The organism is Arthrobacter sp. R3-55, from assembly GCF_054161505.1.
Window position 1 is genome coordinate 2,953,387 of the sequence record NZ_CP096423.1, and the last position, 26,757, is coordinate 2,980,143.

25 protein-coding genes are annotated in these 26,757 nt (G+C 63.1%); 9 read left to right on the plus strand and 16 right to left on the minus strand.

Annotation, left to right across the window (positions count from 1 at the left end):
- Positions 1 to 2: 2 nt before the first annotated feature.
- From M1D51_RS13645 to M1D51_RS13680, 8 genes are all read right to left on the minus strand, one after another.
- Positions 3 to 746, minus strand: a complete 744-nt coding sequence (locus tag M1D51_RS13645) for a lysophospholipid acyltransferase family protein (RefSeq protein ID WP_458106864.1) — start codon at positions 744 to 746, stop codon at positions 3 to 5.
- Positions 736 to 1,449: a (d)CMP kinase gene (gene cmk, locus M1D51_RS13650; protein ID WP_458106865.1), complete on the minus strand. Its 714-nt coding sequence runs from the start codon at positions 1,447 to 1,449 to the stop codon at positions 736 to 738. Before cmk ends, M1D51_RS13645 begins: the two co-directional genes overlap by 11 nt.
- Positions 1,449 to 2,555: a prephenate dehydrogenase gene (locus M1D51_RS13655; RefSeq protein WP_172322047.1), complete on the minus strand. Its 1,107-nt coding sequence runs from the start codon at positions 2,553 to 2,555 to the stop codon at positions 1,449 to 1,451. The genes cmk and M1D51_RS13655 overlap by 1 nt, the downstream gene beginning before the upstream one ends.
- Before the next feature lie 3 nt (positions 2,556 to 2,558).
- On the minus strand, positions 2,559 to 3,773 hold the full coding sequence (locus M1D51_RS13660) for a pseudouridine synthase (protein WP_458106866.1): 1,215 nt from the start codon (positions 3,771 to 3,773) through the stop codon (positions 2,559 to 2,561).
- Between the two features lie 151 nt (positions 3,774 to 3,924).
- A complete protein-coding gene (scpB, locus tag M1D51_RS13665) occupies positions 3,925 to 4,581 on the minus strand; it encodes an SMC-Scp complex subunit ScpB (protein ID WP_458106867.1) in 657 nt (218 codons plus the stop codon).
- Positions 4,574 to 5,488, minus strand: coding sequence for a segregation and condensation protein A (locus M1D51_RS13670; protein WP_458106868.1), 915 nt, complete (start codon positions 5,486 to 5,488; stop codon positions 4,574 to 4,576). Before M1D51_RS13670 ends, scpB begins: the two co-directional genes overlap by 8 nt.
- A 6-nt stretch (positions 5,489 to 5,494) precedes the next feature.
- A complete protein-coding gene (locus M1D51_RS13675) occupies positions 5,495 to 6,394 on the minus strand; it encodes a ParA family protein (RefSeq protein ID WP_172322051.1) in 900 nt (299 codons plus the stop codon).
- 253 nt (positions 6,395 to 6,647) lie between these two features.
- The gene (locus M1D51_RS13680; protein ID WP_172322052.1) at positions 6,648 to 7,994 is read right to left on the minus strand and encodes a cation:dicarboxylate symporter family transporter; all 1,347 of its coding nucleotides are present in this window, start codon (positions 7,992 to 7,994) and stop codon (positions 6,648 to 6,650) included.
- Positions 7,995 to 8,131: 137 nt separating this feature from the next.
- On the opposite strand from M1D51_RS13680, the gene M1D51_RS13685 reads away from it, so the two are divergent.
- The 8 genes from M1D51_RS13685 to M1D51_RS13720 all read left to right on the plus strand — a co-directional run bounded on the left by M1D51_RS13685 (position 8,132) and on the right by M1D51_RS13720 (position 17,832).
- Positions 8,132 to 9,778 carry a sensor histidine kinase gene (locus M1D51_RS13685; RefSeq protein WP_458109591.1) on the plus strand — a complete coding sequence of 549 codons (1,647 nt, stop codon included), beginning with the start codon at positions 8,132 to 8,134 and terminating at the stop codon, positions 9,776 to 9,778.
- Positions 9,775 to 10,488 (plus strand): response regulator, encoded by a 714-nt coding sequence (locus M1D51_RS13690; protein WP_458106869.1) that lies wholly within the window; start codon positions 9,775 to 9,777, stop codon positions 10,486 to 10,488. Before M1D51_RS13685 ends, M1D51_RS13690 begins: the two co-directional genes overlap by 4 nt.
- Before the next feature lie 55 nt (positions 10,489 to 10,543).
- Complete coding sequence (locus tag M1D51_RS13695; RefSeq protein ID WP_458106870.1) at positions 10,544 to 12,199, plus strand: LuxR C-terminal-related transcriptional regulator; 1,656 nt, start codon at positions 10,544 to 10,546, stop codon at positions 12,197 to 12,199.
- Between the two features lie 136 nt (positions 12,200 to 12,335).
- Positions 12,336 to 13,421 (plus strand): class I SAM-dependent methyltransferase, encoded by a 1,086-nt coding sequence (locus M1D51_RS13700; RefSeq protein WP_458106871.1) that lies wholly within the window; start codon positions 12,336 to 12,338, stop codon positions 13,419 to 13,421.
- A 69-nt stretch (positions 13,422 to 13,490) separates the two neighbouring features.
- On the plus strand, positions 13,491 to 14,132 hold the full coding sequence (locus tag M1D51_RS13705; protein WP_172326616.1) for a GntR family transcriptional regulator: 642 nt from the start codon (positions 13,491 to 13,493) through the stop codon (positions 14,130 to 14,132).
- Between the two features lie 57 nt (positions 14,133 to 14,189).
- Positions 14,190 to 15,710 (plus strand): MmgE/PrpD family protein, encoded by a 1,521-nt coding sequence (locus M1D51_RS13710; RefSeq protein ID WP_458106872.1) that lies wholly within the window; start codon positions 14,190 to 14,192, stop codon positions 15,708 to 15,710.
- Entirely contained in the window at positions 15,711 to 16,616 is a 906-nt protein-coding gene (gene prpB / locus M1D51_RS13715; protein WP_458106873.1) for a methylisocitrate lyase, read from the plus strand.
- Between the two features lie 76 nt (positions 16,617 to 16,692).
- Positions 16,693 to 17,832 (plus strand): bifunctional 2-methylcitrate synthase/citrate synthase, encoded by a 1,140-nt coding sequence (locus M1D51_RS13720; protein WP_458106874.1) that lies wholly within the window; start codon positions 16,693 to 16,695, stop codon positions 17,830 to 17,832.
- Between the two features lie 87 nt (positions 17,833 to 17,919).
- On the opposite strand, the gene M1D51_RS13725 is transcribed toward M1D51_RS13720, so the two are convergent.
- The gene (locus M1D51_RS13725) at positions 17,920 to 18,417 is read right to left on the minus strand and encodes an 8-oxo-dGTP diphosphatase (protein ID WP_458106875.1); all 498 of its coding nucleotides are present in this window, start codon (positions 18,415 to 18,417) and stop codon (positions 17,920 to 17,922) included.
- A gap of 57 nt (positions 18,418 to 18,474) precedes the next feature.
- Here M1D51_RS13725 and M1D51_RS13730 point away from each other — a divergent pair, with 57 nt between their 5' ends.
- On the plus strand, positions 18,475 to 19,245 hold the full coding sequence (locus M1D51_RS13730; RefSeq protein ID WP_458106876.1) for a hypothetical protein: 771 nt from the start codon (positions 18,475 to 18,477) through the stop codon (positions 19,243 to 19,245).
- 13 nt (positions 19,246 to 19,258) lie between these two features.
- Here M1D51_RS13730 and xerD read toward each other — a convergent pair whose 3' ends face one another.
- The 7 genes from xerD to M1D51_RS13765 form a co-directional block, all read right to left on the minus strand.
- Entirely contained in the window at positions 19,259 to 20,218 is a 960-nt protein-coding gene (xerD, locus tag M1D51_RS13735) for a site-specific tyrosine recombinase XerD (RefSeq protein ID WP_458106877.1), read from the minus strand.
- A gap of 2 nt (positions 20,219 to 20,220) precedes the next feature.
- Complete coding sequence (locus tag M1D51_RS13740; RefSeq protein ID WP_458106878.1) at positions 20,221 to 20,883, minus strand: NUDIX domain-containing protein; 663 nt, start codon at positions 20,881 to 20,883, stop codon at positions 20,221 to 20,223.
- Between the two features lie 27 nt (positions 20,884 to 20,910).
- Entirely contained in the window at positions 20,911 to 22,656 is a 1,746-nt protein-coding gene (locus M1D51_RS13745; protein WP_458106879.1) for a CTP synthase, read from the minus strand.
- 141 nt (positions 22,657 to 22,797) lie between these two features.
- Entirely contained in the window at positions 22,798 to 24,537 is a 1,740-nt protein-coding gene (recN, locus tag M1D51_RS13750) for a DNA repair protein RecN (protein ID WP_458106880.1), read from the minus strand.
- A gap of 3 nt (positions 24,538 to 24,540) precedes the next feature.
- On the minus strand, positions 24,541 to 25,590 hold the full coding sequence (locus tag M1D51_RS13755) for an NAD kinase (protein ID WP_458106881.1): 1,050 nt from the start codon (positions 25,588 to 25,590) through the stop codon (positions 24,541 to 24,543).
- Between the two features lie 13 nt (positions 25,591 to 25,603).
- Positions 25,604 to 26,416 (minus strand): TlyA family RNA methyltransferase, encoded by an 813-nt coding sequence (locus M1D51_RS13760; protein WP_458106882.1) that lies wholly within the window; start codon positions 26,414 to 26,416, stop codon positions 25,604 to 25,606.
- 3 nt (positions 26,417 to 26,419) lie between these two features.
- Positions 26,420 to 26,755, minus strand: coding sequence for a hypothetical protein (locus M1D51_RS13765; RefSeq protein ID WP_458106883.1), 336 nt, complete (start codon positions 26,753 to 26,755; stop codon positions 26,420 to 26,422).
- Positions 26,756 to 26,757 lie beyond the last annotated feature (2 nt).

Here is a 26,757-nt window from a genome sequence, read left to right on the forward strand (position 1 = left end):
CCTTAGGGGTGGTCTGCCGGCGTCCCGGCTACTGCTGTCTGGCGGTGCTGCGGAGTGGCTTCTCCGGGCGCAGGATCCTGGGGAAGGCCCTGGCCTGTGGCCCGGATGGCATCCTGGACGTGATCGGCCAGGGCTTCACGGATTTCCGCAGCCGCCCTGTCCATTGAAACACGCCCCGGTTCGCCCTTCCGGCGCTTCACCGTTATGGGTTCGCCGAAGCTCACGTGGAGCTTGCGGCGTGGTTTGGGAATATGGTCGCGGTGCTCGTCGCCTTGGCGGGTTCCGAGGATGGCGACCGGTATGACTGTTGCTCCGGAGTTGATGGCAAGCCAGGCAACCCCGTTGCTGATGCTCCCGGCTGAACCGCTCCCCCGCGTGCCTTCAGGAAGAATCCCGACGCAACGGCCGTCGTCGAGCAGTTGCTTGCCCAGATGCAAGGCGGCGCGGTCCCCTGTGCGGTCCACCGGAATTTGACCTGACCCGCGCAGGACAGAGCCAAGGAAGCCCTTGAACATTTCCTTCTTGACGAGGATGTGCATAGGCCGCGGGGAAGCGCCGAACAGGACCGGCCCATCCAGGAAGCTGATGTGGTTCGCAGCGAAAATCACCGGTCCGGCGGCGGGAACGTTGCTCTTGCCTGACACCACAGTCCGGTAGACGAGGTGGTTGATGAACCAACCAATGGGCCGGCTCCACACTTTGGTCCACGAAGCCGGGAGCCCGTGTCCGTTGTCCTTAGTCGCCATAGATCACCTTGCTGACGATCGCCAGGGCGGTCTCCACTGTTTCCTCGAAATTCAGGTCTGAGGAATCGAGCGTCACCACCCCATCTGCGGCCTGGGTGAAGTTCACCACCGTGGAGTCCTTGGCGTCGCGCTGAGTGACCTGGGCCGCCAGCTGCTCTTTGCTCTGCGTCCCACCCAACTGGATGCTCCGGCGTCGAAGCCGCGCTTCCTCACTGGCGGTCAACAGCATGCGGACCTCGGCATTGGGGACGACGACGGTGGTGATGTCACGACCTTCGACCACCATGCGGTGGTGGTGCTGATCGATCAGCTCGCGTTGGCGGCGGATGAGCTCGGTGCGCGCACCGAGGGTCGTAGCAACAGCACTGACGGAGGATGAGATCAAAGGATCCCGGATTTCATCCGTGACGTCGGTACCATCCACGGCCACATACTCCGTTGCGGTGCTGGTGCTGATTTCCAAAGGCATGGCTTTGGAAGCCTGCTCCACTGCTGCGCCGTCCTGGAGGTCAACTCCCGTCTTGAGGCAGTACCAGGTCAGGGCCCGGTACATCGCACCCGTATCCAGGTACGCCAGCTTCAAGCGCCGGGCAACTTCCTTGCTGACACTGGACTTGCCGGACCCCGAAGGGCCGTCGATCGCAATTACCAACGGCTTGCCCGGGCGGGCAACCGTCTCCGGACCAAAAAATTCACGCGTCATTACTGCAGTACCCGCCATCCACGGTCAGTCAAAGCTTCAACAAGGAGGTCATGCTTGCTCGGAAGCACGGAGAGCTCAACCATGCCCACGTTTTGCCCCGACGAATGGTCAAGCCGGAGGTCTTCGACGTTCACGCCGATTTCGCCGATCTCCGTGAGGAGGTGGGCGATCTGGCCCGGTTGGTCGTCCACCAGGATGGTGAGCCACGAGTACGCCTGCGGAGGTCCGCCGTGCTTACCCGGGATCCTGGCCTGCCCGGCATTGCCTTCACTGATCAGCTGGGCAAGATCCAGCCGGGCGCCGGGCGCCAAGGGTTCTTCCAGCGTTCCGATCAAGCGGTTCAGGTCCTCGCGGACACCGTGCAGGATGGAAACCACTTTCTCCGCGTTGCCTCCCAGGATCTGCACCCACAAGGTGGGATCGCTGGCTGCGATGCGGGTGGTGTCCCGGAGTCCGTTGCCCGCCAAGGAGAGGGCATGCAGTGGCGTACCCTGCAAACGGCTCGCCAGGAGCGAGGACATGATCTGCGGCAAATGAGACACCAGTGCCACGGCTTCATCATGCTCGTCCGCGGTGAACTGGGAAACAATTCCCCCAAGGTCCACGGCCAGCGAACGTGCAGCCTGAAGTGCGGCATCCGAGGTTTCTTCGGAGGGGCAGAGTACCCACGGCATGGAGGTGAAAAGCTCACCCCGGGCAGCAACCGGACCCGACTTCTCGCGGCCGGCCATAGGGTGCGTTCCCACATAGCGGCCCAGGTCCACTCCCCGCTCGCGCAGCTGCGCCTGGATGGACGCTTTGACGCTCGCGATATCAACCACGACGGCGGACGGGTAGTCCGCCAGGGCCTTCTGCACGACGTCGGCTGTTACGTCGGGCGGGGCCGCGACAACTACCAGCCGGGGTTCCTCCTGCAGTTCCGGAAGAGGACGTCCCGCTCCGATATCCACGGCCACCGCCTGATTGGTGGGCGAAGGATCGGAAAGGAAAACGGGGACTCCGCGTCCACGCAGGCCGAGGCCGATACTGGCCCCCAGCAAGCCTGTCCCGAGAACGACGACCGGGCCATCAAGATGGCCCCGGCCGTGCGTACCGAATGCCGACATGCCCTAGAGCCCCACAGATGCCAGGAGGTGTCCGACTTCCTGCCTGCCGAGGTTGCGGATGCTGCCCTGGCGCTGGTCACCCAGGCCGATGGGACCAACCTTGACACGGACAAGGCGTTCAACCGGGAAACCGACGGCGTCGAACATACGGCGCACAATGCGGTTCTTGCCTGAGTGGAGCACAACCTCGATGAGGACGTGGCCCGGGGTGGAGTCCACCAAACGGAAGGAGTCCACTGCAGCAACGCCGTCTTCGAGCTCGACGCCGTTCTTCAGCTTCGCGCCAACACCTTGCGGGAACGGGCCGCGCACCTGGACGAGGTACGTCTTGGGTACCTCATAGGAAGGGTGCGTCAAGCGGTTGGCGAGTTCGCCGTCGTTCGTCAGCAGCAGCAGTCCCTCAGTGGCGACATCGAGGCGGCCGACGTGGAACAGGCGTTCGCCCTTGTTTTTGTTGTTCTTGAGGAAGTCGCTGATGCAGGGGCGGCCTTCGGGGTCTTCCATGGTGGAAACTACGCCCTTGGGCTTGTTGAAGACCATGTAGACGAGGGTTTCGTCCAGCTGGATCCTGATGCCGTCAACGTGGATCACGGCCGAGGTGGGATCCACGCGCATGCCAAGCTCGGTGGTCACCACGCCGTCAACCTCGACGCGTCCCTCGAGGATCATTTCCTCGCACACGCGACGCGAAGCCACGCCGGCTTGGGCCATGACCTTCTGCAGGCGTACACCGTCAACATCGTGGAGGTCCGACTGCGGCACTTCCTGGCGTGGTCCGCGGTTGCGTCCGGGCTTGCGGATCGGTCCCAGGTTCTGGCCGAAGCGTTCGCTGCCGAACGCCTTGGAGCCGTACTGCCTGGCCGGTTTGGCCTTGGGCTTCAGTGCACCGGGAGTCCCGGGCGCTTTGCCGAAGCCGGGCTTGTTGGAGCCTGGCTTACGGAAGGGTTTTGCGGGCCTGGCGGCCTGGCCGCGATCGTAGTCGCCCGCCGTTGTGGGGTTGTCGGGATCGAAGGGTGCCGCTTCGCGCGGCTTCGAAGCCTTGAAGGGGCGGCCCTCGCCCTGGGTGAAGTTGCGCTTTCCGGCGCCGGCGCTGCCGCCGCGGCCGGAGAAGCCGCCGGCGTTGGAGCGGCCTGTGCTGCCGCCCTTGGCCTCATTGCGTCCGGAGCTGTTGCGCCCCGAACCGTTACGTGGTGAACTCTGGCGTCCCGCCTGTGTCATGACCCGTCCTTGTGTAGTAATGGCCGGCTTTCCGTGCTGCAAACAACACTAGCCAGCCGGGCAGACATCGTCTGCCCCTTGTCGCTGTGCACCTTTGAAGGTGCCGTGAATCCATATGGAGTTTTCTTGCTCTGCCGGCCTTGGCCTGCGGCTACATCCGGCTGGCGTCGTAGTACTCGTCAATCCCTTCCAAGCCCGGAAGGTGTGGCGAAAGCTGCGGCAGTTCTGCCACTGAGCCGATGCCCATCCGTTCCAGGAAGTACGAGGTTGTCCTGTAGAGAACAGCCCCCGATTCGGGATCGTTTCCGGAGTCCTCGATCAAACCCCGTTGGGTGAGGGTCCGGACCACAGAATCGACGTTGACGCCGCGAATGGCAGAAACCCGGGCCCGTGAGACCGGTTGCCGGTAGGCAATGACCGCCAAGGTTTCAAGCGCTGCTTGAGTGAGCCTGGTGGTCTGTCCTTCGAGGACGAACCTTCCCACGATCTCGGCAAAATCCGAGCGTGAATAGATGCGCCACCCTCCGGCGACATTCCGCAATTCAAAACCCCGGGGTGCAGTGCTGGCATCGGCAAAGCCGACAGCATTCACGTCCGGGGCTTTAACAGTATAGCCGCTATACTCCCGCTGCAGGTCATGCAGCAAATCCTCGACGACGGCGACTGTCACGCTAAGTCCTGCGGCCAGTTCCTCCGCCGTTGCAGGTTCGTCAATGACCATGAGCACTGCCTCCAAGGCTGCCCGCGCGCCGCCGGGCATCCCTTCCAACCGTGCCAGGCCTTCCTGGGCCGTTTCCTGCTCATTCATTGCTGCTCTTCCCATTGTTCGGCTCCATGCCGGCTTCATACTCTTCGCTCAGGCTGGAACTGTCCCATTCGGCGTCGTCGCCCGTCCAACGGACCGTCAGCTCCGCCAAGGGTTCGGGTTGTTCGAAAGCCACCACGCGGTCCCGGAACATTTCCAACAGGGCCAGGAAACGGGCCACCACCACCAGCGTGGTCTCGGCATCGGCTATCAACGTACGGAAGGACAACGGTGCGCCCAGCTTCAAGCGGTAGCCCATGATCTCGGCCTGCTCCTTGACGCTGACCGGCGGAGCATGCAGGTGCCCCAAACCCACCTCGGCGGGGGCTGCATCCTTGGGTTTGAGCGCTGTGGCGGCAAGCTCCGCGAACTGCTCCGGGGTATGCCGCCACACGAGTTCAGGCAGCAGTGCGGCGAAGTGCCCTTCCAAAGCCACCTGACGCGGGTATCGGCGGGCCTCCTCTTCCAAGGTTTCACCCAGAATCCCGGCGATCTGCTTGAATGCCTTGTACTGCAGGAGGCGGGCGAACAGCAGGTCTCTGGCCTCAAGGAGCGCAATGTCCTCGGCGTCCTCCACTTCACCGGCAGGCAGGAGGCGGGCGGCCTTGAGATCCAGGAGCGTTGCCGCAATGACCAGGAACTCGCTGGCTTCATCCAGCGCCCAGTCCTCCCCCAGCTCCTGGAGCCGGCGGATGTACTTGATGAATTCATCGGTGACGGTGGCCAAAGCCACCTCGGTGATGTCCATTTTGTGCTTGGAGATCAGGCCCAGCAGGAGGTCGAAGGGGCCGGTGAAGTTGGCCAGCCGCACCTCAAAGCCGGGCTTGCGGGCTTCGGAGGTGCCGGCGTCGGGCGCTTCGCCTGTGGCAGGAACGTCCGCTTCCGAAGCCGGAGCGAGTGAAGGTCCCACTGTCTGTTAGGGCGCGCCGCCGCGCGAGATCAGTTCCTTGGCAAGCCGGCGGTAGGCGTCGGCACCGATGTGGTTGCCCGCATAGCTGGTGATGGGCTCCGCGGCCACGGTTGCATCCGCGAACTTGATGGAGCGCTTGATGACTGTCTCGAAGACTTTGTCGCCGAAGGCTTCCACGAGGCGTGAAATTACTTCGCGGCTGTGCAGGGTGCGGGCGTCGTACATCGTGGCCAGGACGCCGTCCACCTGCAGGCGCGGGTTGAGCCGGTCCTGGACTTTCTCAATGGTCTCCACCAGGAGAGCAACTGCACGCAAGGCGAAGAACTCACAGATCAGCGGAATGATGACGCCATGGGCGGCCGTCAAGGCGTTGACGGTCAGCAGCCCCAAGGACGGCTGGCAGTCGATCAAGACGACGTCGTAGTCATCCTCGACGCTCTTGAGAGCACGGTCCAGGACCTGCTCGCGGGCCACCTCATTGACGAGTTGGACTTCCGCAGCGGAGAGATCGATGTTGGCGGGAAGAAGGTCAACGCCGTCGACGCCGGTCTGCTGGATGGCATCGCGAATGTTGACCTTACGGTCCATCAGCACGTTGTACACCGTAAGGTCCAGCTCGTGCGGGTTGGCGCCGAGGCCCGCGGAGAGCGCACCCTGGGGATCGAAGTCCACCAGCAGGACACGCCGTCCATATTCTGCGAGCGCCGCTGCGAGATTGATGGTGGAGGTGGTTTTACCCACGCCACCCTTTTGGTTGACCATGGCGATGACTCTCGCCGGGCCGTGGGAAGCAAGTGGAGCAGGTTCTGGAAATTCGCGGTGGGGTCGGCCTGTTGGCCCCATGATGGCGTCTTCCAGATCGAGCTCGGTGCCTCCCAGCGTAGCTGTTCCCCGTTCGATGCTCACGTATCTAACCACTCTTTCGACGACGATCTTCCCTGCCGCTGGCCCCCAGCTACAGCGCTACTACCCACCTAGGCTACAGCGCCCGACACGGTTATTCGGGGAACTTGACTTTGTCCCCTCCGTGAGCCTTGACCCTCTAGCTGAGGTCGAAGGTTTACTTTTCCTGCACCCGCCGCAAGGCACACACCGAAGGCCGGCACCTGGGGAGGTACCGGCCTTCGATAGTGACGCTCTGCGTATTTTCCTGCTGCGGTTAGACGGTGGCTTTCTCGCGGGATTCGGCTTCCGGAGCGGCCTCTTCTTCACCGCCGTGGGCGATCATGGTCTGCTCATCGAAAGGCTCACTGCCGGAGAGGACACGCTCTACCTGGCCATTGTCGATTTCCTTCACCCAGGTACCGATCAGGACGGTCGCCACTGCGTTGCCGGTGAAGTTGGTCAGGGCCCGGGCCTCTGACATGAAACGGTCGATTCCCACAATCATGCCTACCCCGCCAAGAAGCTCGGGCTTGTGCGCCTGGAGTCCGGCAGCAAGGGTTGCCAGTCCGGCACCCGTGACGCCGGCAGCGCCCTTGGAAGCGATGATCATGAAGACGAGCAGGGAGATCTGTGCGCCCAGGTCCAACGGGGTACCCATGGCGTTGGCGACGAAGAGTGAAGCCATGGTCAGGTAGATCGCTGTTCCGTCAAGGTTGAAGGAGTAGCCCGTGGGAACGGTCACGCCAACCACCGGCTTGGAGACACCCAGGTGCTCCATCTTGGCGATCAGGCGGGGCAGCGCTGCTTCGGAGGACGAGGTGGAGAAGATCAGGAGGTACTCGCGGGCCAGGTACTTCATGAGCTTGAAGATATTGACGCCGGCCACTGCCCGAAGCAGGGTTCCGAGGATGACCACGATGAACAGTGCACATGTGACGTAGAAGGCAAGCATCAGGGTGAACATGCTGAGGATCGCCTGGGCACCGGTAGCACCAACGACGGCGGCGATGGCACCGAAAGCGCCGATGGGAGCCAGCCACATGATCATGATGAGAATGCGGAAAACGAGGCGCTGACCGTGACCGATCGCGGTCAGGATGGGCGCTCCCTGCTTGCCCATCTTCTGCAGGGCGAACCCGACCAGGATCGCGGCAAGCAGGGTGGGCAGGACCGGAATGTCACCTGGGATGATTCCCAGCAGGAAGTCGACGGTGCTGTTGGTATCGGCCTTCTTGGTGGGGTCATACGGGGTCAGCTTTAGTCCTTCACCCGGGTGGATCAGGTTGCCAACCACAAGGCCGATTGCCAGGGCGAACGTCGACATGGCGACGAAGTAGCCCAAGGCGAGGCCGCCCACCTTGCCGACGGTGGCTGCCTTGGCGATGGAACCGATGCCCAGGACGATGGTGCAGAAAATAACCGGGGCGATCATCATCTTGATGAGCTTGATGAAGCCATCGCCGAGCGGCTTTAGTGACTTGCCAACCTCGGGGAACACCAGGCCGACCACGGCGCCGAGTACTACGGCCAGAATGACCGCGATGTACAGGTAATGCGACTTGTCGAGCCCCTTGCGTCCAGCTTTGGCAGCTACTGCCGACTCTCCTCGTTGAGAGGTCATGGGATTCTCCTTTGGATACTGTGTAAGGCGCTGCGGTCCTGCACTGATGTCCAATCCGCTGCCCTTGTGTGATATCCATCATTGAGCCGTTGGTGACACACATCACCGTTGCGGTCATATTGGTCATGGAGGTCCACGTGTTTCACAGCTGGAGCATCGCCCGCCGCTTGTTCGTGGCGAACCTGCTGTTCGTCATCGCGCTGACGGCGGTCTTCGGAGCCTTTTCCGTGGTGGAAGCCCGGGACAGGGCGTACGACAATGCCGGGGGCCGAATGCTGGCCGTGGCAACCTCCATTGCCGACAATCCGCTGGTTCTGGAAGCGGCTTCCACCTCAGCTCCCACCGCAATCCTCCAGCCCTACGCCCTGGACGTGATGGATGATGCCGACGCCGATTTCATCACCATCATGGCTCCGGACAGGACGCGTTGGACGCACCCAAGGGCTGAGGAGCTTGGCAAGCCTTACATCGGAACCATCGAGCCTGCATTGCGGGGCGAGACCTTCACCGAGGTTACTGCCGGGACTTTGGGTCCATCCGTACGCACCATCGCGCCCGTCAAAGCGGCCGACGGGACCGTCAAGGCCTTGGTGGCAGCCGGGGTCACCGTTCGGACCGTGGACACCGATGTGGCCGAGCGCCTCGGCGTGATCGGCGGCATCGCACTGGTGGTGCTGAGCTTTGGGTCAGTGGCTTCCTGGCTCTTGGGACGGTATCTGAGGTCAGTGACACGGGGCTGGGGACCGGAACAGCTGGCTCAGCTCTTCGCGTACTACGAATCTGTCCTGCATTCAGTACGTGAGGGGGTGATCCTGATCGACAACCATGGCAAGGCCGTCATGTACAACGATCAAGCCGCCGAATTGCTGGGCCTGGAGCCTTCCGATGCCGATCGATCTCCCGATGATGCCCCGAAACTTACTGACCTGCCCTTCGATGGCAGCCTGCGGGCCCTGTTCGAATCCGGCAGGCCGGCACACGACGAGATCCACCTGACCGGTTCCCGGATCCTTGTAGTGAACCAGGCACCCGCCGTGGGGCCCCTGCCTGAGCGCAGCCGGCAGAAACCTGCCGTCTACGGGACAGTGGCCACCATTCGCGACCGCACCGAGATCGAGTCCCTGGGCACGGAACTCCAAACCATGAAGACCCTTTCCGATGCTTTGCGCGCCCAAACCCATGAACACGCAAACCGGCTACACATGATCGTGTCCCTCCTGGAGCTCGGCAGGACGCCGCAGGCCTTGGACTTCGCTACAAAGGACCTTGAACTAAGCCAGCAGTTGACCGATGACATGGTGGCGTCCGTGGACGAGCCCGTCATGAGCGCCTTGGTGATGGGCAAAGCCGCTGAAGCCCACGAACGCGGGGTGGAGCTTGAAGTCCGGACGTCGGGAAGCTCCGGTGTTCGCGGCCTGGAGATCCAGGACCTCGTGACCATCCTCGGGAACCTGCTGGACAACGCGATCGATGCTGCGGCCGCGGGTGACTTCCCGCGGAAGGTCCAGCTGGACGTGGAAGCCGGGCCTGCCGCCGTCGAATTCACTGTGACCGACTCAGGGAGCGGCATCAATCCGGAGTCCATAGATGATGTCCTCCAGTACGGATTCAGCACGAAGTCTCCGGACCGGAATCCACGCGGCTCCCACGGCCGCGGCGTTGGCCTTGCCTTGGTGCGCCAGTCCGTGGATCGGCTCAACGGTACGATGACCATCAGCAATCCCGGCGGAGCACAATTCCATGTAGTGCTGCCCGCGCCGGTTCCCAAGGAAGGGAAGGCATGACAGACATCCGTGTCCTGGTGGTGGAGGACGAGCCCATAGCCTCGGACGCCCACTCCGTCTACGTTGGCCGATTGGAGGGGTTCACCCTGGTGGGGACGGCGCCGGACGGGCAGTCGGCTTTGCGCATCCTGGGTGAATTTGCCGCTTCCGGTACGCCTGTGGACCTTGTCCTGCTGGACATGAACCTGCCGGATCTTCACGGCTTGGACGTCGCCCGCCGGATGCGTTCCGCGGGAGTCTTCGCCGACATCATCGCCATCACGGCCGTCCGGGAACTGAACATCGTTCGCAGCGCCGTGTCCATCGGAGTGGTGCAGTACCTGATCAAGCCCTTTACGTATGCCACCTTCGCCGACAAGCTCAGGAGCTACAGGACCTTCCGCGAACAATTGGCGGGTTCGATGTCCGGTATCTCCAAAGCAGGAGCCTCCCAAAGCGACGTTGACCAGGCCTTTGCCAGCCTCCGCGCCCCGACGGAACTGCCACTGCCCAAAGGCCTTTCAGGGTCCACCTTGGAAGCTGTCAAGGAGCTGATGCGGGAACGTCAGGACGCGGTCTCAGCGAGCGAGGTCATGGACGCGCTTGGCATGTCCCGTGTCACTGCGCGGAGGTATCTGGAATACCTCGCCGACGCCGGAACCGTCACCAGGGCGCCCCGGTATGGCACCCCGGGCCGCCCCGAAAACGAGTACGGCTGGAACCGCAGCTAGGCATCTCCCGTTCCCTGTGAGCCGGCAGTAAGCTGGTGGCGACACTTGGAGAACCATGTCAACTCAGCCGCTGCCCGCACACCCACAGTCTCCAACGCCTCACCAACTGGTGGAAGCGCGCGAGGCCTTTGCCCGCGGAGATTGGGAGGCTGCGCGCGGGAGGTTGGAAGACTCCCGTGAAGTGTCCCCGCTGGGCCTGGCAGACCTGGAGATCCTTTCACGCTGCAAGTGGTGGCTCGGCGACGTCCAGGGATCCATGGCACTGGCCGAGGAAGCCTTCCAGGGCCTGGTAGCGGATGAACAGCCCCACGCCGCTGCCAAGTCCGCCCTGATGTTGTCCCTGCAGTGGGGTGTCCGGGGTAACCTGGCCGTTTCCTCGGCGTGGCTGAACCGGGCGCGACGGCTGCTGGACACGCTTCCCGAGTCTCCGGAGCACGGATATTTGCTGTATCTGGAGGGCAACGACGTAATATACCTCGAAGGTGACGCCGGCTCTGCCTTCGCTACCTCGCTCGAACTGACAGCCATGAACAGGCGGCACAAGGCACCGGAGCTGGGGAGCTTCGCACTGGTGTTGTCCGGTCTCGCCGCCGTCAGACGAGGCCAGGCGGCGCGAGGCTTCGAGGACCTCGATCAAGCCTTGCTTCCGGTGATGGCTGGAGACGTATCAGCGGAGTGGGGCGGGGATATTTACTGCTCCGTCATCCATCTCTGCTACGAGTTGGCCGACTACTCGCGCATGAGGGCTTGGACGGATGCCCTGGCGGCCTGGTGCGCCGGATTATCAACGTCCTTCATGTATTCGGACATCGTTCGGGTCCACGAACTGCAGTTGATCAGTGCCGAAGGTGGCTGGAAGGTGGCCTCGGAGGAACTGGCGGTTCTCGGCGAGCGCCTGAAGAATGCCCATGCCTGGATCGCAGCGGACTGCTTCTGTGAATTGGGGGATATTCGACGACGACAAGGAAACCGGCCCGGCGCTGCGGCGTCCTATGCCGCGGCACGTGGCCTGGGCGTTGATGCCCAGCCGGGTTCGGCCCTGCTGTTGGCTGATGCCGGAATGAACCAGGAAGCAGTGACAGCCCTCCGTGCAGCGCTGGCAGACCGGGGGCGCCTTGGACGGGCCTGGCTGCTCCTGCCGCTTGTGGAACTGCTCGCGCCCCGGGACGCCGACAGTGCCGAGGTGTACTGCGGCGAGCTGGAAGGAACAGCTGCTTACTTCGGAACAGTGGGTTTGCTTGCATGGGCGCATCACGCAAGGGGCGCCCTGCTGATGGCCCAGGGTCGCTGGGGTGAATCTCTCCCTGAGTTTGACGCGGCAGCCCAGGGCTACCGGTCCCAGCATCTACGCTACTCGCTGTCTCGAGTGCATGAGCGGTTGTCATCCGTCCGGGCAGCGCTTGGCGATACGGGCCCCGCCCTGGCCGAGCGCGCCACCGCCAGTGCCATCCGGGCACAGCTTGGCGCAGCCCCGATACTCCCGCCAGCAGCTGAACGCGTGAGCGATGGGCTGACCCCCAGGGAGCGGGAAGTTCTGGGCTGTGTATTGTCAGGCTGCAGCAACAGGCAAATAGCCGAAGCTCTCACGATCTCGGAAAAGACAGCCAGCCGTCATCGGGCAAACATCTTTACCAAGATTGGTGTCACCTCCCGGACCGGCGCGGCCGCTTGGGCTCGTCATCAGGGGATTGCAGAACACCTCGAGGCTTGATGCCCTGCATGTTTTTACCCACAGAGCAGGGCAAAACTTACACATTTTTCAGGACGCGGCGTGGCGCTTGGCGAGCCTACCTTGGGGGTATGGACCACCGGCCGGAAAGTCCGGCCCCCATCATCAAGGACCAGCAATGAACAGCACCCAGTCCGGGCAAAACGCAGCATCCCCAACGGCAGAAGCCGTTGAACAAGCCACGGGCCGCTTGATCGGCATCCTGAACGATTCTTCGATTGCCCTCTTGGTGGTTGCCGGCCACCAGACGGGCCTCCTGGAGACGTTGTCCGACCTTCCGGCGGCTCCTGCCAGCCTCATCGCCGATGCCTCCGGCCTCAATGAGCGCTACGTCAGGGAATGGCTGGGAGGCATGACGTCGGCTGGATTCGTGGACTACCAGCCGGGCGATGGATCGTATGTCCTGCGTCCTGAATTCATCCCGGTTCTCACCGGCCCAGGTACTGGTAATTTTGCTCGGACCTTGCAGTATGTGCCCCTGATGGGCGAGGTGGCACCGAAGATCGTCCAGGCGTTCCGCACGGGCGGCGGAACACATTACGGGGACTACCCGCGTTTCCACCACATCATGGCCTCTGAAAGCGCAGCAGTGAACGATGCCTCACTCGTGGAGGCCATCCTTCCCCTGACAGGATGCGTGGAAGCGCTGAGCCGCGGTATCTCTGTCGCGGACATCGGATGCGGGGAGGGCCATGCCGTCAACCTGTTGGGTGCCGCTTACCCAGCCAGCACCTTTACTGGCTATGACTTTTCCGCAGAGGCACTTACGGCTGCCAGCGCCGAGGCCTCAGCAATGGGACTTTCGAATGTGCACTTCGAACTCCAGGACGTCAGCAGCCTTCAGGTGGTGGAGGCGTTCCACCTTGTGACAGCTTTCGACGCTATCCACGATCAAGCACACCCGGCTGTGGTCCTGATGAACATTCAACGTGCCCTCAAGTCCGGCGGAACCTTCCTCATGGTGGACATCAATGCTTCGAGCCGGTTGGAGGAGAACATGCAACTGCCATGGGCAGCGTTTCTCTACACCATTTCCACCTTCCACTGCATGGCGGTATCCCTGGGCCAAGGCGGCGATGGACTGGGCACGGTGTGGGGCAGGGAGCAGGCCACGGGCATGCTTCGGCAAGCGGGTTTCCGGAGCGTCGAGTTGAGGGAAGTAGAGGAGGACCCTTTCAATGCGTACTTCATTGCACGGAAGTAAATGTATACAAAGAACGAATATTTCTCCCTTTTCATGGCACATTGACCCTTTCATGTATACAGTGAAGGTATGCGCGCCAGTGATCGGGCCTATTCGGCCCTACGGGAAGACATCATTGAATGGCGCCTTCGGCCGGGTTCCGTGCTTGCGGAGGTGGAGCAGTCCGAACGCCTGGGAGTATCCCGGACGCCGGTTCGGGAGGCTTTGAGCCGGCTCACCGCTGAGGGATTGACGACGGCGGCAGGGGGCCGCGGCGTCGTCGTCACCGATATCTCGCTGGACAGCATCGACGAACTGTTCGAACTACGCGAAACCCTTGAAGTCCGGGCCGCCGCTTTGGCTGCCCAGCGCGGGGAACCCGGCGTCTTCGCCGAGCTGCACACCCAACTGTTGCAGGCCCCTGAGCTGCTCCGCGATGACGATCCCGCACGCCACCATTACTATGCCTTGGTCAGTCGCCTCGACGACGCCATCGACGCCGCCGTCTCCAACTCCTATCTGGCCAACGCCATGCGGAGCCTGCGCGTCCATTTGGTTCGCGTCCGACGCCTGGCCGCCGACGACTCCGCCCGGCTCCATGCCGCAGCGGCGGAACATGCTGCGATCGCCGAGGCCATTGCAGCCGGTAACCCGCGGCTGGCGGAGGCGGCCACCACAGTCCACCTGCACCGCAGCCTCACCCACGTCAAAGCCACCCACACCCCTCATTAGCACCGCCCCTGCCTGAAAACACCCTGCCCGAAACCACCCCTGCCGAGAAGGAGCACCATGGTCAAGAACCATCACGTCCGCGTGTACAAGTCCGAAGAGAACCTGCCCCGCGAGGAGCAGTTGGCGCACAAAATCGCAGTGGTCGCCGCCGACTCCGTCGAAGTCACGCCCGAGGTCACCGACATGGTGATCAACCGGATCATCGACAACGCCTCGGTGGCCATCGCCTCGCTGAACCGGGCACCCATCGTCGCAGCCCGCGCCCAAGCCCTGACCCACGCACCCTCGGCCAACGGCAAGGGCGCCGCGGTGTTCGGTATCACCGAGCAGGCCTCCCCCGAGTGGGCTGCCTGGGCCAACGGCGTGGCTGTCCGCGAACTGGACTACCACGACACCTTCCTGGCCGCGGACTACTCCCACCCGGGAGATAACATCCCGCCGATCCTGGCCGTGGCCCAGCACGTCGGCTCCAACGGCGCGGACCTGGTCCGTGCCATCGCCACGGGTTATGAGATCCAGGTGAACCTGGTCAAGGCCATCTGCCTGCACAAGCACAAGATCGACCACGTCGCACACCTCGGCCCCTCCGCCGCCGCCGGCATCGGCACCCTGCTTGGCCTCGACGTGGAGACCATCTTCCAGTCCGTGGGCCAGGCCCTGCACACCACCACCGCCACCCGGCAGTCCCGCAAGGGCGAAATCTCCACCTGGAAAGCCCACGCCCCGGCCTTCGCAGGCAAAATGGCCGTCGAAGCCGTGGACCGCTCCATGCGCGGCCAGACCTCCCCCGTGCCGATCTACGAAGGCGAAGACGGCGTGATCGCCTGGATGCTGGACGGCCCCGACGCTTCCTATGAAGTCCCGCTGCCGCTGCCCGGTGAAGCCAAGCGCGCCATCCTGGACACGTACACCAAGGAACACTCCGCCGAGTACCAGGCCCAGGCCTGGATCGACCTCGCCCGCAAACTCCACAAGGAACACCCCGAAACCACGGACCCGGCCAACGTGGCGTCGGTGCTGATTAAGACCAGCCACCACACCCACTACGTGATCGGCTCCGGCGCGAACGACCCCCAGAAGTACTCTCCCACCGCGTCCCGCGAAACCCTGGACCACTCCATCCCGTACATTTTCACCGTCGCGTTGCAGGACGGTGCCTGGCACCACGTTCACTCCTACGCCCCGGAACGCGCAGCACGTCCGGACACCGTGGAACTCTGGCACAAGGTCACCACGGTCGAAGACCCCGAATGGACCCGCCGCTACCACTCGTTGGATATCGCTGAAAAGGCCTTCGGCGGGTCCGTTGAAATTACCCTCAACGACGGCACTGTGATTACCGATGAGATCGCCGTCGCGGACGCCCACCCGCTCGGTGCCCGGCCGTTCGCCCGCGAGCAATACATCAACAAGTTCCGCACGCTTGCTGCTGGTTTGGTGGAGGAAGCCGAAATCGAAAGGTTCCTCACCGCCGTCGAACGCGTCACCGAACTCGGCGCCGGTGAACTGGGCCAGCTGAACATCACCGCCGCTCCTGGCGTGATCGACCTCGCCGCCGCTCCGAAGGGGCTGTTCTAAATGCTGTACTCCAAAACCACTCCGGAACAGAAGCGGGTCAAGCTGCGGGAGCTGCTGGCCTCCGGGACCGTGCAGCAGTTCCCCGGCGCGTTCAACCCGCTCTCGGCACGCCTGATCGAGGAGAAGGGCTTCGCCGGGGTCTACATCTCCGGCGCCGTCCTGGCCAACGACCTCGGCCTCCCGGACATCGGCCTCACCACCCTGACCGAGGTAGCGACCCGTGCCGGGCAGATCGCCCGCATGACCGACCTGCCGTCCTTGGTGGACGCAGACACCGGTTTTGGTGAGCCCATGAACGTTGCCCGCACCATCCAGGAACTCGAAAACGCAGGCCTGGCCGGTTGCCACATCGAGGACCAGTTCAACCCGAAACGCTGCGGCCACCTTGACGGCAAGAACGTGGTGGACATCGACACCGCCACCAAACGCATCCGCGCCGCAGCAGATGCCCGCCGGGACCCGAACTTCCTCATCATGGCCCGCACCGACATCCGCGCAGTCGATGGAATCCAAGCTGCGCAGGACCGAGCCAAAGCACTCGTAGACGCCGGCGCCAACGCGATCTTCCCCGAAGCCATGCAGGACCTGGACGAGTTCCAGGCCATCCGCGACGCCGTGGACGTGCCCATCCTGGCCAACATGACTGAGTTCGGCAAAAGCGAACTCTTCACCGTGGCGCAACTCCAAAGCGTCGGCGTGAACATGGTCATCTACCCCGTTACCCTCCTCCGCATTGCCATGGGCGCTGCAGAGCGTACTCTGGAATCGATCAAGGCTGCGGGGACCCAGGAAGCGCAAGTGGAAAACATGCTCACGCGTGCGCGCCTCTATGAGCTCGTTGACTACGAGGCTTACAACCAATTCGATACCGGCGTATTCAACTTTCAGGTTCCTGGCGTCCGCTAGGTTCCGGATTCATCAAGGGGAACGCAGGCATGCCGGATCTCCCGGCGCGCCTGCTCTATGAACGAAGGAGTTCAGCGTGGTAGCTGAAGACATCAAAAAGGGCTTGGCCGGCGTCGTGGTGGACTACACCGCGGTCTCGAAGGTCAACCCGGACACCAACTCCCTGCTCTACCGCGGGTATCCGGTCCAGGAACTGGCCGCCAAGTGCAGCTTCGAAGAAGTCGCCTACCTGCTGTGGAATGGCGAGCTGCCCAACGAAACCGAGCTGGCTGAATTCACGGCCCGGGAACGCGCCGGCCGTGCCCTGGACCCAGTGGTCAAGACCGTCATCGATGCCTTGCCCACCACCGCCCACCCCATGGACGTCTGCCGCACGGCAGCATCAGTGCTGGGCGCCCGGCACGAACTGGCTGAAGACTCCTCGCCGGAAGCGAACATGAAGAAGGCAATCGACCTCTGGGCTGCCATGCCCGCAGTGGTTGCCTACGACCAGCGCCGCCGCCGCGGCCAGGACGCCATTGAAGCCCGCCAGGACCTGGACTACTCGGCCAACTTCCTCTGGATGACCTTCGGGGAAGAGCAGGCCCCCGAGGTGGTGGAGGCGTTCAACGTCTCCATGATCCTGTACGCCGAGCACTCCTTCAACGCCTCAACCTTCACCGCACGCGTGGTCACCTCCACGCTCTCGGACCTGCACTCGGCTGTCACCGCAGCCATCGGCGCATTGAAGGGCCCGCTGCACGGCGGCGCCAACGAAGCCGTCATGCACACCTTTGACGAGATCGGCATCCGCAGCGAAGAATCCCTCGAAGAAGCCGCCACCCGAGCCAAGGCATGGATGGAAGACGCCCTGGCCCAAAAGAAGAAAGTCATGGGCTTCGGACACCGCGTCTACAAGCACGGCGACTCCCGCGTGCCCACCATGAAAGCCGCCCTGGACAAGATGATCGCCCACTACGGCCGGCCAGAACTCCTGGGGCTCTACAACGGGCTGGAACAGGCCATGGACGAGGCCAAGGCCATCAAGCCGAACCTCGACTACCCCGCCGGCCCCACGTACCACCTCATGGGCTTCGACACCCAGACGTTCACCCCGCTGTTCGTCGCCAGCCGCATCACCGGCTGGACCGCCCACATCATGGAACAAGTAGCATCCAACTCCCTCATCCGTCCCTTGAGCGAATACAACGGACCCGAAGAACGGCACGTGCCCTAACGCCGCCCGACTCCCAAGAGACGCACGACGCCGGTCCGGTCACCGAAAGGTGACCGGACCGGCGTCGTAATCCCTTGAAATTCTTTACTACGGGCGGGGCTCCACCCAGTCCATGGTGTGGACATCGGCCACATTCTCATTATCTGCCGCCAAAGCCACCCTGACGGCGATGCGCTGACCGGCAATCATGGCCGGGAGCCAGTGTTCAGCGTCGGCCCACATCCTGTCCACGGGAAGCTTCGCAACCGGGAACCACTCGGGGGCAATCTCCTCACTTTCCGACGGCTCCCCCTCCCAATCACGGGTCAGGAAGACAGTAGTGGCCATGTTCCACTCAGGCCTTGCCGGGAAGACAAAGTCAACAGTGCCCGCTGGAATCAGGTCCTCGGCCCGCACCACCACGTTGATCTCCTCCATGACTTCACGGCAGGCAGCCTCCGAGGCGGTCTCCCCCAGCTCAACGTGCCCGCCGACGCCCACCACCTTGCCCAAGCCAAAACCGGTCTTCTTGGTACCGAGCAGGACATGTTCACCGCCGGCGCCGTCGCGGAGGAGGAAGCACAAAGTCACATGGGCTGCAGTCATGCTGCCTACCTTAACCTGATCTCCCCTGCTCCTGCCCGCCATTGCTACAGTGAGCCCATGACAGAAGGTGGGGGTGACGGGCGCGCCGCTGCAGCCGCCGTCGAATACGACTCAGAGCGGCCGACCATCAAAGATGGCAAGGGCGAGGGGGTCGCTGCCAAACCTGTTGGGAACCACACGCCGGAACGGGACGCCTGGCTCCCCCGCTGGCTCGTGTCGCATCCCCTGTACGCGGGATGGGCCTGGACCCTGGTGTGGGCCGGACTCATCGTTCTGGATGAAGTGGTGGACCTGGCCGGATGGACCTGGTATCTGCTGGTACTGGTGGCTGCCTTGCCCACGTTGGTCTCCACGCTGGTGGTACTGCACGCCACACCGCGCAGCCACCTCAGGGCAGTGGACGCAACCGTCCTGGGTCACTTCTTTGTTCGATTCCTGGCGCTGGTGGCTGCGTTCATGGTGTGGGCCGCCTCCGTGGTGATGAGTGCTTCGATCTCCACCACCATCCAAACGGTGATCGGCGATTCCGAAAAGGAAGTCACGGCGCTGGGCTTCAACCTCATGCTGGCAGCTGTTCCGCTGGTGCTCTCCATCCTGTGGATGGCCTTCATCGTGCGCTGTGCATGGTTCCTGCGCCGGCTTCGCGGCTGGCGGCAGGTGCCTGAGAAGACGCGGGTTCCAAAAAAGTTCCTCAAGGGACGGCCCCGGCTCAAACGTGTGGTGGTGGGCCTGGCCCATCCCGGCCTGCTGCTGGTGGCGGGCCTTGGGACATCGCTGTTGGCACTCTTTGTTGATGCCGTGGAGTTGACGCTGGACGTGCTCGGGTAGTCAGGCGTCCCGGTTATCCCAGTGCCCGCGGATGCGCTGCCGCGTAGACCTCGCGGAGCGTGTCTGCAGTGACCAGGGTGTACACCTGGGTGGTGGTCACCGATGCGTGGCCCAACAATTCCTGCACCACCCTGACATCCGCCCCGCCCTCCAGGAGGTGGGTGGCGAAGGAATGCCGCAGCGTGTGCGGCGAAACGTCCTTGGTGATGTTGGCTTTCTCAGCCGCCGCCTTGAGGATGGTCCAAGCGCTCTGCCTGCTGATCCGGCCCCCGCGGGCGTTAAGGAAAAGGGCCGGAGTACCTTTGCCCTTGGACGCCAGGAGTGGCCTGCCGCGGACCACGTAAGCTCCCACAGCGCGGGCACCGTAGGACCCCAAAGGGACCAGCCGCTCCTTTGAACCCTTACCGAAGAGCCTCACGATCGCCGGGTCACCGCCGGCGTCCTCGAGGGAGACATCATCTACATCCAGGCCGACGGCCTCGCTGATGCGGGCACCGGTGGAGTAGAGGAATTCCAGGAGCGCACGGTCGCGGAGTCCGGTGGCGGTGTCCGACCCCGCAGCTTCCAGGATGCGCGTCACTTCGCCGACGCTGATGGCTTTCGGAAGCCGTTTGCCCGGCATGGGTGGGTGAACATCACTGGCGGGGTCCGCCGTCGTTGTTCCTTCCAACGCCCAAAACTTATGGAGGCCACGGACCGCCACCACGGTTCGTGCAGCAGAGCGGACACCCAGGACGGCTGCGCCATCGCTTCCATCGGACAAAGCCTGCACGAAGCCGGTCACGTGATGACGGGTAATGTCCACGGGCCGTTGCACTCCCTTGGTGCTCAGGAAATTGGAGTACCGTGCCAGATCCCTGCGATATGCGGCAAGGGTGTTCGCCGCGAGGCCGCGCTCCACCCCCACATGCTGCAGGTAGTCAGTGACTGCCCGCTCAATGCCGTTGGGAGTCCGGGTGGCGACTTCTGCCATACTCAGCGCTGGCTCGGATGTGCCGGCCAGGGCGCATTGGCTGGACGAAGGCTGGTGAAGCCATCAGCCTTCGCAGCAGCGGCAGCAAGGATGCCCAGCACCGCCGACGGATTATGCAGGCGTCCTTCCAGCACAGCTTGCACGGCGTCTTCGAGCGGTACCCAATGCAGCTCAATTTCGGCTTCTTCATCAGTGCGGACATGCCGGTCCGCTACCGGAACGTCGCTGAGGCCACGTGCCAAATAGATCCGGACTGCCTCGCTGGATGAACCCGGTGAGTTGAAGAAATCCACAAGCACGTTCCACGTAGCCGCCTCGAGGTCAGCTTCCTCGGCCAATTCGCGGGCAGCGCCCACCACGAAGTCCTCACCCTCGACGTCCAACAAGCCGGCCGGGATCTCCCACAGATCCATGCCGACAGGATGCCGGTATTGCTTGAGCAACAGGATCTCGCCGTCCACGTTCATCGGCAGTACTGCTACAGCGCCGGGGTGGTCGATGTAGTCGCGAACCAAAGTGTCAGTGCCGTCGCTCAGCTGGAAGGAATCGCTGACCACGTCCCAGATGCGGCCCTCGTACACCTTGCTGGTAGACAAAAGACGGCGCGGGCTCGGCATGTCCGAAACCTGCCTTGATGTGCGGGGGGCTTCAGAAATACCGGGCATCGCGCCGTCCTTCGTTAGTACTTGTGTTTACTTGGCAGCAACCGTGCGGGCACCGGGCTTGGTGGCCACAGGGGCACCTTCACGACGCTCCAAGGCAGCCTTGACCAATCCTGCGAACAGCGGGTGCGGGCGCGTCGGACGCGAGCTGAGCTCCGGGTGCGCCTGAGTTGCCACGTAGTACGGGTGCACCTCGCGGGGAAGCTCCACGTACTCCACCAGCTTGCCGTCAGGAGAGGTCCCGGAGAACACCAGGCCCTCTGCTGCGATCTGGTCGCGGTACTTGTTGTTGACCTCGTACCGGTGACGGTGACGTTCGCTGACCGTGGTGGTGCCGTAGGTTTCGGCGATGACCGAGCCCTCGTCCAGCTTGGCTTCGTAGAGGCCCAGGCGCATGGTGCCGCCGAGGTCTCCCTTGCCTTCCACGATGTCCAGCTGCTCTTCCATGGTGGCGATCACCGGGTACTTCGAATCCGGCTCGAACTCGCTGGAGGAAGCACCTTCAAGGCCCACGACGTTGCGGGCGTACTCGATCACCATGCACTGGAGGCCGAGGCACAGGCCCAGGACCGGGAGCTTGGTCTCACGAGCGAACTTCAACGCACCGAGCTTGCCTTCGAGGCCACGGATACCGAAGCCACCGGGCACGCAGATAGCGTCCACACCGGCCAGTGCCTTGGTGGCCCCTGCAAGGGTTTCACACTCATCGGAAGGGACCCAACGGATCTTGACCTTGGCTTCGTTGGCGAAGCCGCCGGCTCGGAGTGCCTCGGTCACGGACAGGTAAGCATCGGGGAGGTCGATGTACTTGCCCACCAAGGCAACTTCGACCTCGTGCTTGGGGTTGTGGACGGCTTCGAGCAGCTTGTCCCACTTGCTCCAGTCAACATCCTTGAACGGCAGGTCCAAGGCACGGACGATGTAGGAATCCAGGCCCTGTGAGTGCAGGGTCTTGGGGATGTCGTAGATGCTGGGGGCGTCAGCGGCATTGACCACGGCGTCGATGTCGACGTCGCACATACGGCCGATCTTCTCGCGCATGGCCTCGGGAACTTCGCGGTCCGAACGGATCACGATCGCTTCCGGCTGGATACCGATGGAGCGAAGGGCGGCCACGGAGTGCTGCGTGGGCTTGGTCTTCAGTTCCTGCGAAGGACCGATGTAAGGGACCAGCGAAACGTGCAGGAAGAAAACGTTGTTCCGGCCAACATCCTGGCGGACCTGGCGGGCCGACTCCAGGAACGGCTGGGACTCGATGTCACCCACCGTGCCACCGATCTCGGTGATGATGACGTCCGGTGCGTTCTTGCCCTCGGCAGGAAGGCGCATGCGGCGCTTGATTTCATCAGTGATGTGCGGAATGACCTGGACAGTGTCTCCGAGGTATTCGCCACGACGTTCCTTGGCGATCACCGTCGAGTAGATCTGGCCCGTTGTGACGTTGGCCGAACCTTCGAGGTTTTCATCGAGGAAGCGCTCGTAGTGTCCGATATCGAGGTCGGTTTCGGCGCCGTCATCCGTCACGAATACTTCACCGTGCTGGAAGGGGTTCATCGTGCCCGGATCCACGTTCAGATAGGGATCGAGCTTCTGCATTGTTACAGACAGACCGCGTGCCCGCAGCAGGTGGCCGAGGCTGGAAGCCGTCAGACCCTTACCGAGCGAGGACGCCACACCACCGGTGACGAAGATGTGTTTGGTCGTCTTGGACGAGCCCGGGAACCGGGAATTTACACGGGAATTTGATCGCTGCACCACGGAATTCGAGCTTATCATCAATTACGCCTTCCAAGCGTCCGTTCGGATTCCCCAAATGGTCAATGGTTGCTCACCACCGCATTCCAAGCAAGAGCCGCGCGGGATTTGGTGTGCCAATGTGATGGTGCTCCCACTTGCCTTGGCCCTTCCAGCCATGGACTAAGCGCGCTGCGGCAGCAGCTTCGCGTCGTCGAGCAATTCCTGTGCGTGGGCCTGTGCCGACTCGGAGTCCTCTTGGCCGGCCAGCATGCGGGCCAACTCCTTGACACGCTCATCGTCGCTGAGGAGCTGGACATCGCTGGAGGTGAAACCGGTGGTGGTTTTCCCGTCAGCTCCGCGCACGGACGTTTTTGTCACGCGGATGTGCTGATCGGCGAACGCAGCAACCTGCGGCAAGTGCGTCACCACCAGCACCTGTACATGCCGGGCCAGCATGGCAAGCCTCCGGCCGATTTCGACGGCGGCCCTTCCGCCCACGCCGGCGTCCACCTCATCGAACACGAACGTCGGGACGGGATCCACGGCGGCCAGCACCACTTCGATGGCCAACATCACCCGGGACAGCTCACCGCCGGAGGCGCCCTTGCCCAACGGCCGCGCCGGAGCCCCGGAGTGCGGCTGGAGGAGGAAGGCGATCTCATCGGTGCCCCAAGGGCCCAAGGATCCACTGCCGTCGACCTCAATGACCAACGTGGCGTCAGCCATCGCCAAGGCCTTGAGCTCAGCGCTGACGCGTCCTGAAAGATCCTTGGCCGCCTTGAGCCGGGCTTTGGAGATGGCCGCTGCTTGCTTGCGAAGAGTGGCTTCCGTAGAAGCAACCTCGGCGTCAAGGGATTCAATGCGGCTGGAGTCGTCTTGCAGCTCATCAAGCCGGGTCCGGCCGGCAGCCGCCCACTCCAGCACCTCGTCAATGCTGGGAGCGTACTTGCGGATCAGTTTGGCAAGGGCTGCCCGGCGTTCCTCGATTTCGGAGAGCCGCTCCGGGCCCTCCGTGTCCAAAGCGGCCTGGTAACTGGACAGCTCCGTTGCAATGTCGTTGAGAAGGAACCCCACCTCGGCGAGCCGGGCAGCGGCGGACCGCAGCTCTTCATCGTGCTCGGCAACATGCTCCAAAGTGCGCTTGGCGGCGTCCACCATGGTGGTTGCGTCGCCGGCATCCCCGAACTCCTCCGCAATAAGCGACTCATGGGCAGCGGCCGCCGCCAGCCTGAGCTCTTCGACGTTAGCGAGTTTCACGGCCTCGGCCTTGAGTGTCTCGTCTTCGCCCGGCTGGGGATCAACCTCATCAATTTCCTTGAGGGCGGCGTCCAGGGACTCCGCTTCGCGCAGGCGCCCACGGGCTTCACTGCGCAATGTTTCAAGTTCTGATTGGATGTTTTTCCAGTGGCTGTAGAGCTCCTGGTACTCCCCCAGCGTTTTGGCCAGGGGCGCTCCGGCAAACCGGTCCAGGGCATGCCGCTGTGCCGTGGCGCTCTTCAGCCGGATCTGGTCCGACTGTCCATGGACCACCACCAGGCTTTCGCCCAGCTCCGCCAGGACCCCCACAGGTGCCGCCCGACCCCCAACGTAGGCACGGCTGCGGCCATCGGCACCCACGGTGCGAGCGAGCAGCAGCTCTGCCACGCCGTCGAACTCTTCGGCCTCGCCACCGGCCTCCTTGGCGCGTTCCACGGCGCTGTGCGTGGGATCGAGCTTCAGCACCGCCTCGGCCGACGCCGATTTGGCCCCGCTGCGCACGGCGCCTGCATCTGACCGGGCACCCAAAAGGAGCCCGACGGCGGTCACCACCATGGTCTTGCCGGCACCGGTTTCGCCGGTGACAACGCTCAGGCCAGGGCCCAGCGGCAGTGCGGCATCGGTAATGACGCCGAGGTCACGGATTCGGAGTTCTTCAAGCATGGTTCACTTCGCATTCGTGGGGTCGGAAGGGTCACCGTCCCGGGGACCGTCTACATCCCGCGGACTGCCTATATCCCGGGGACTGGGCAACGGAGCCGGTGAAAGGGTGCGGATAACCGGAATCGGGCCGGTGTGGACTTCCCCGCTCCGGGGAGCAGGTCCACGCCAACCATGGATGGGTAGTTCGAACTTTCTCACCAGCCGGGCGGAGAAAGGTGTCTTGTGGGTACGTGCCAGGCGCACCGGAGTGGCCGAACGCGTCACCTCGACACGTGCGCCAGGAGGAAGGTCCACAGAACGCCGTCCATCGCACCACAGGACGCCAAGGGCTTCTGTCCGGTTCATGATTTCCACGGCCAGCTTGGACCTGGGAGAGACAACCAAAGGCTTGGCAAAGAGGGCATGGGCACTGATCGGAACGATCACCAAGGCCTCCACTTCCGGCCAGACTACTGGCCCTCCCGAAGAGAAGGCGTATGCAGTGGAACCCGTGGGGGTTGCCAGGACCACACCGTCACAACCGAAGGACGTCAACGGACGTTCGTCGACTTCCGTGACCACTTCGAGCATGCGTTCGCGGTTGGCTTTTTCAATAGCGGCCTCGTTCAATGCCCACGTGTGCCAGATCTTTTGGCCCTTGACCCAGACCTGGACATCGATGGTCATACGTTCCTCCACCGTGTACTGCCGGCTGGCGATCCATTCGACCGTCTGCGCCAAATCCGCGCGTTCGCTCTCGGCAAGGAAACCCACGTGCCCCAGGTTCACGCCCAACAGCGGGACGTCCACCTCACGGACCAGTTCCGCGGCCCTCAAGATGGTTCCATCCCCGCCCAGGACCATCACCAACTCCACGTCCTCCAAGTTGACGTGGTCATTCAGGATCTCAATGGGTGTGTCCAAAGCACCGAAAAAACTCTCGATATCGGCGAGTTCGGACTTCTGCAGCACAGGAACCAATCCGGAGGAATGCAGTTGCGTACAGGCATCCCACGCTGCGCGGAGCGATTCTTCCCGCCCTGTGTGGGCAAGGACAAGTACACGCCTGCTCATCGGGTTCTGCTTTCTAGTGGTTTGGCCAGAGTTTCTTGATCAACGCAGCAACGTCCCCGTCCCGCTCTTCGATCTTAGGCAACAGCGCGGACATCCCGCGCTTCATCCACAGGAAGTATTCAACATTTCCGTCTTGACCCGGCAGCGGACTGGCGGCGATGTCCATCAGGACGAGCCCGGCATCCACCGCAGCACGGGCAACCTGGGCAACCGCCCGGCGTCGTTCATGATCTGAAGAAACCACCCCGGTCCGGCTCAGCCTCTCCTTGCCCACTTCGAATTGTGGCTTGACCATCAGGACCAGGTCGCCGCCCGGTTCCGTGCATTGTGCGAGCGGCCAAAGGACCAGAGTCAAGGAAATGAAGGACAAGTCAGCCACCGTCAGGCTGACGGGCCCGCCGATCTGCTCCGGCGCCATGTACCTGACGTTCATGCCCTCATGGACATCTACCCGGGGATCGTCCCGCAGGTGTGGCACCAGCTGGCCGTGTCCCACATCCACCGCCACGACGTGTGCCGCACCCTGCCGCAGCAGGACGTCGGTGAAACCTCCCGTGGAGGCACCGGCGTCGAGGCACCGCTTCCCTGAAACCAGGACGTCGGGAAACGCCTCCAGCGCGCCGGCCAACTTATGTCCGGCACGGCTCACGTAAATGTCCTCCAAATGGGCCTCCACGGTCAAGTCCGTTGTGGTGTCCACTTGGAGGGCAGCCTTGGCAAGGACACTCCCTGCGGAGCTCACTTTGCCATCGCTGATGAGCTTTGCTGCGTGGGTTCGGGACCGCGCCAACCCCCGGGTGACGAGTTCCTGGTCGAGTCGGGCCATATGTCAGCTATCGCCTTCCGGGCGGGGAGAGGATTGTCGCGGAGCAGGGAGGCCGGGTTCTGTCTCCAGGGCCTCAAGCAAGGAGTCGTGAATCATGGTGAACAGGTCACCGTGATCTGCCGCCGGCGTTGCCGGCACGGTATCCAGGAGACCTAATGCCCTGTCAACCAGGGGATCACCCGTGGGAGCCGCTGCGTCGGGCCATTGAACCTCCGGACCCGCGGGTTCAAGATCCTCATGGATGGGGCTCCCGGGCACGGGGTTTCCAGAGGCGGAGCTCCCGGGCACGGGGCTCTCATGCATGGGGTCGGAAGCCGAAACGTTGTGGGGCTGGATCATCG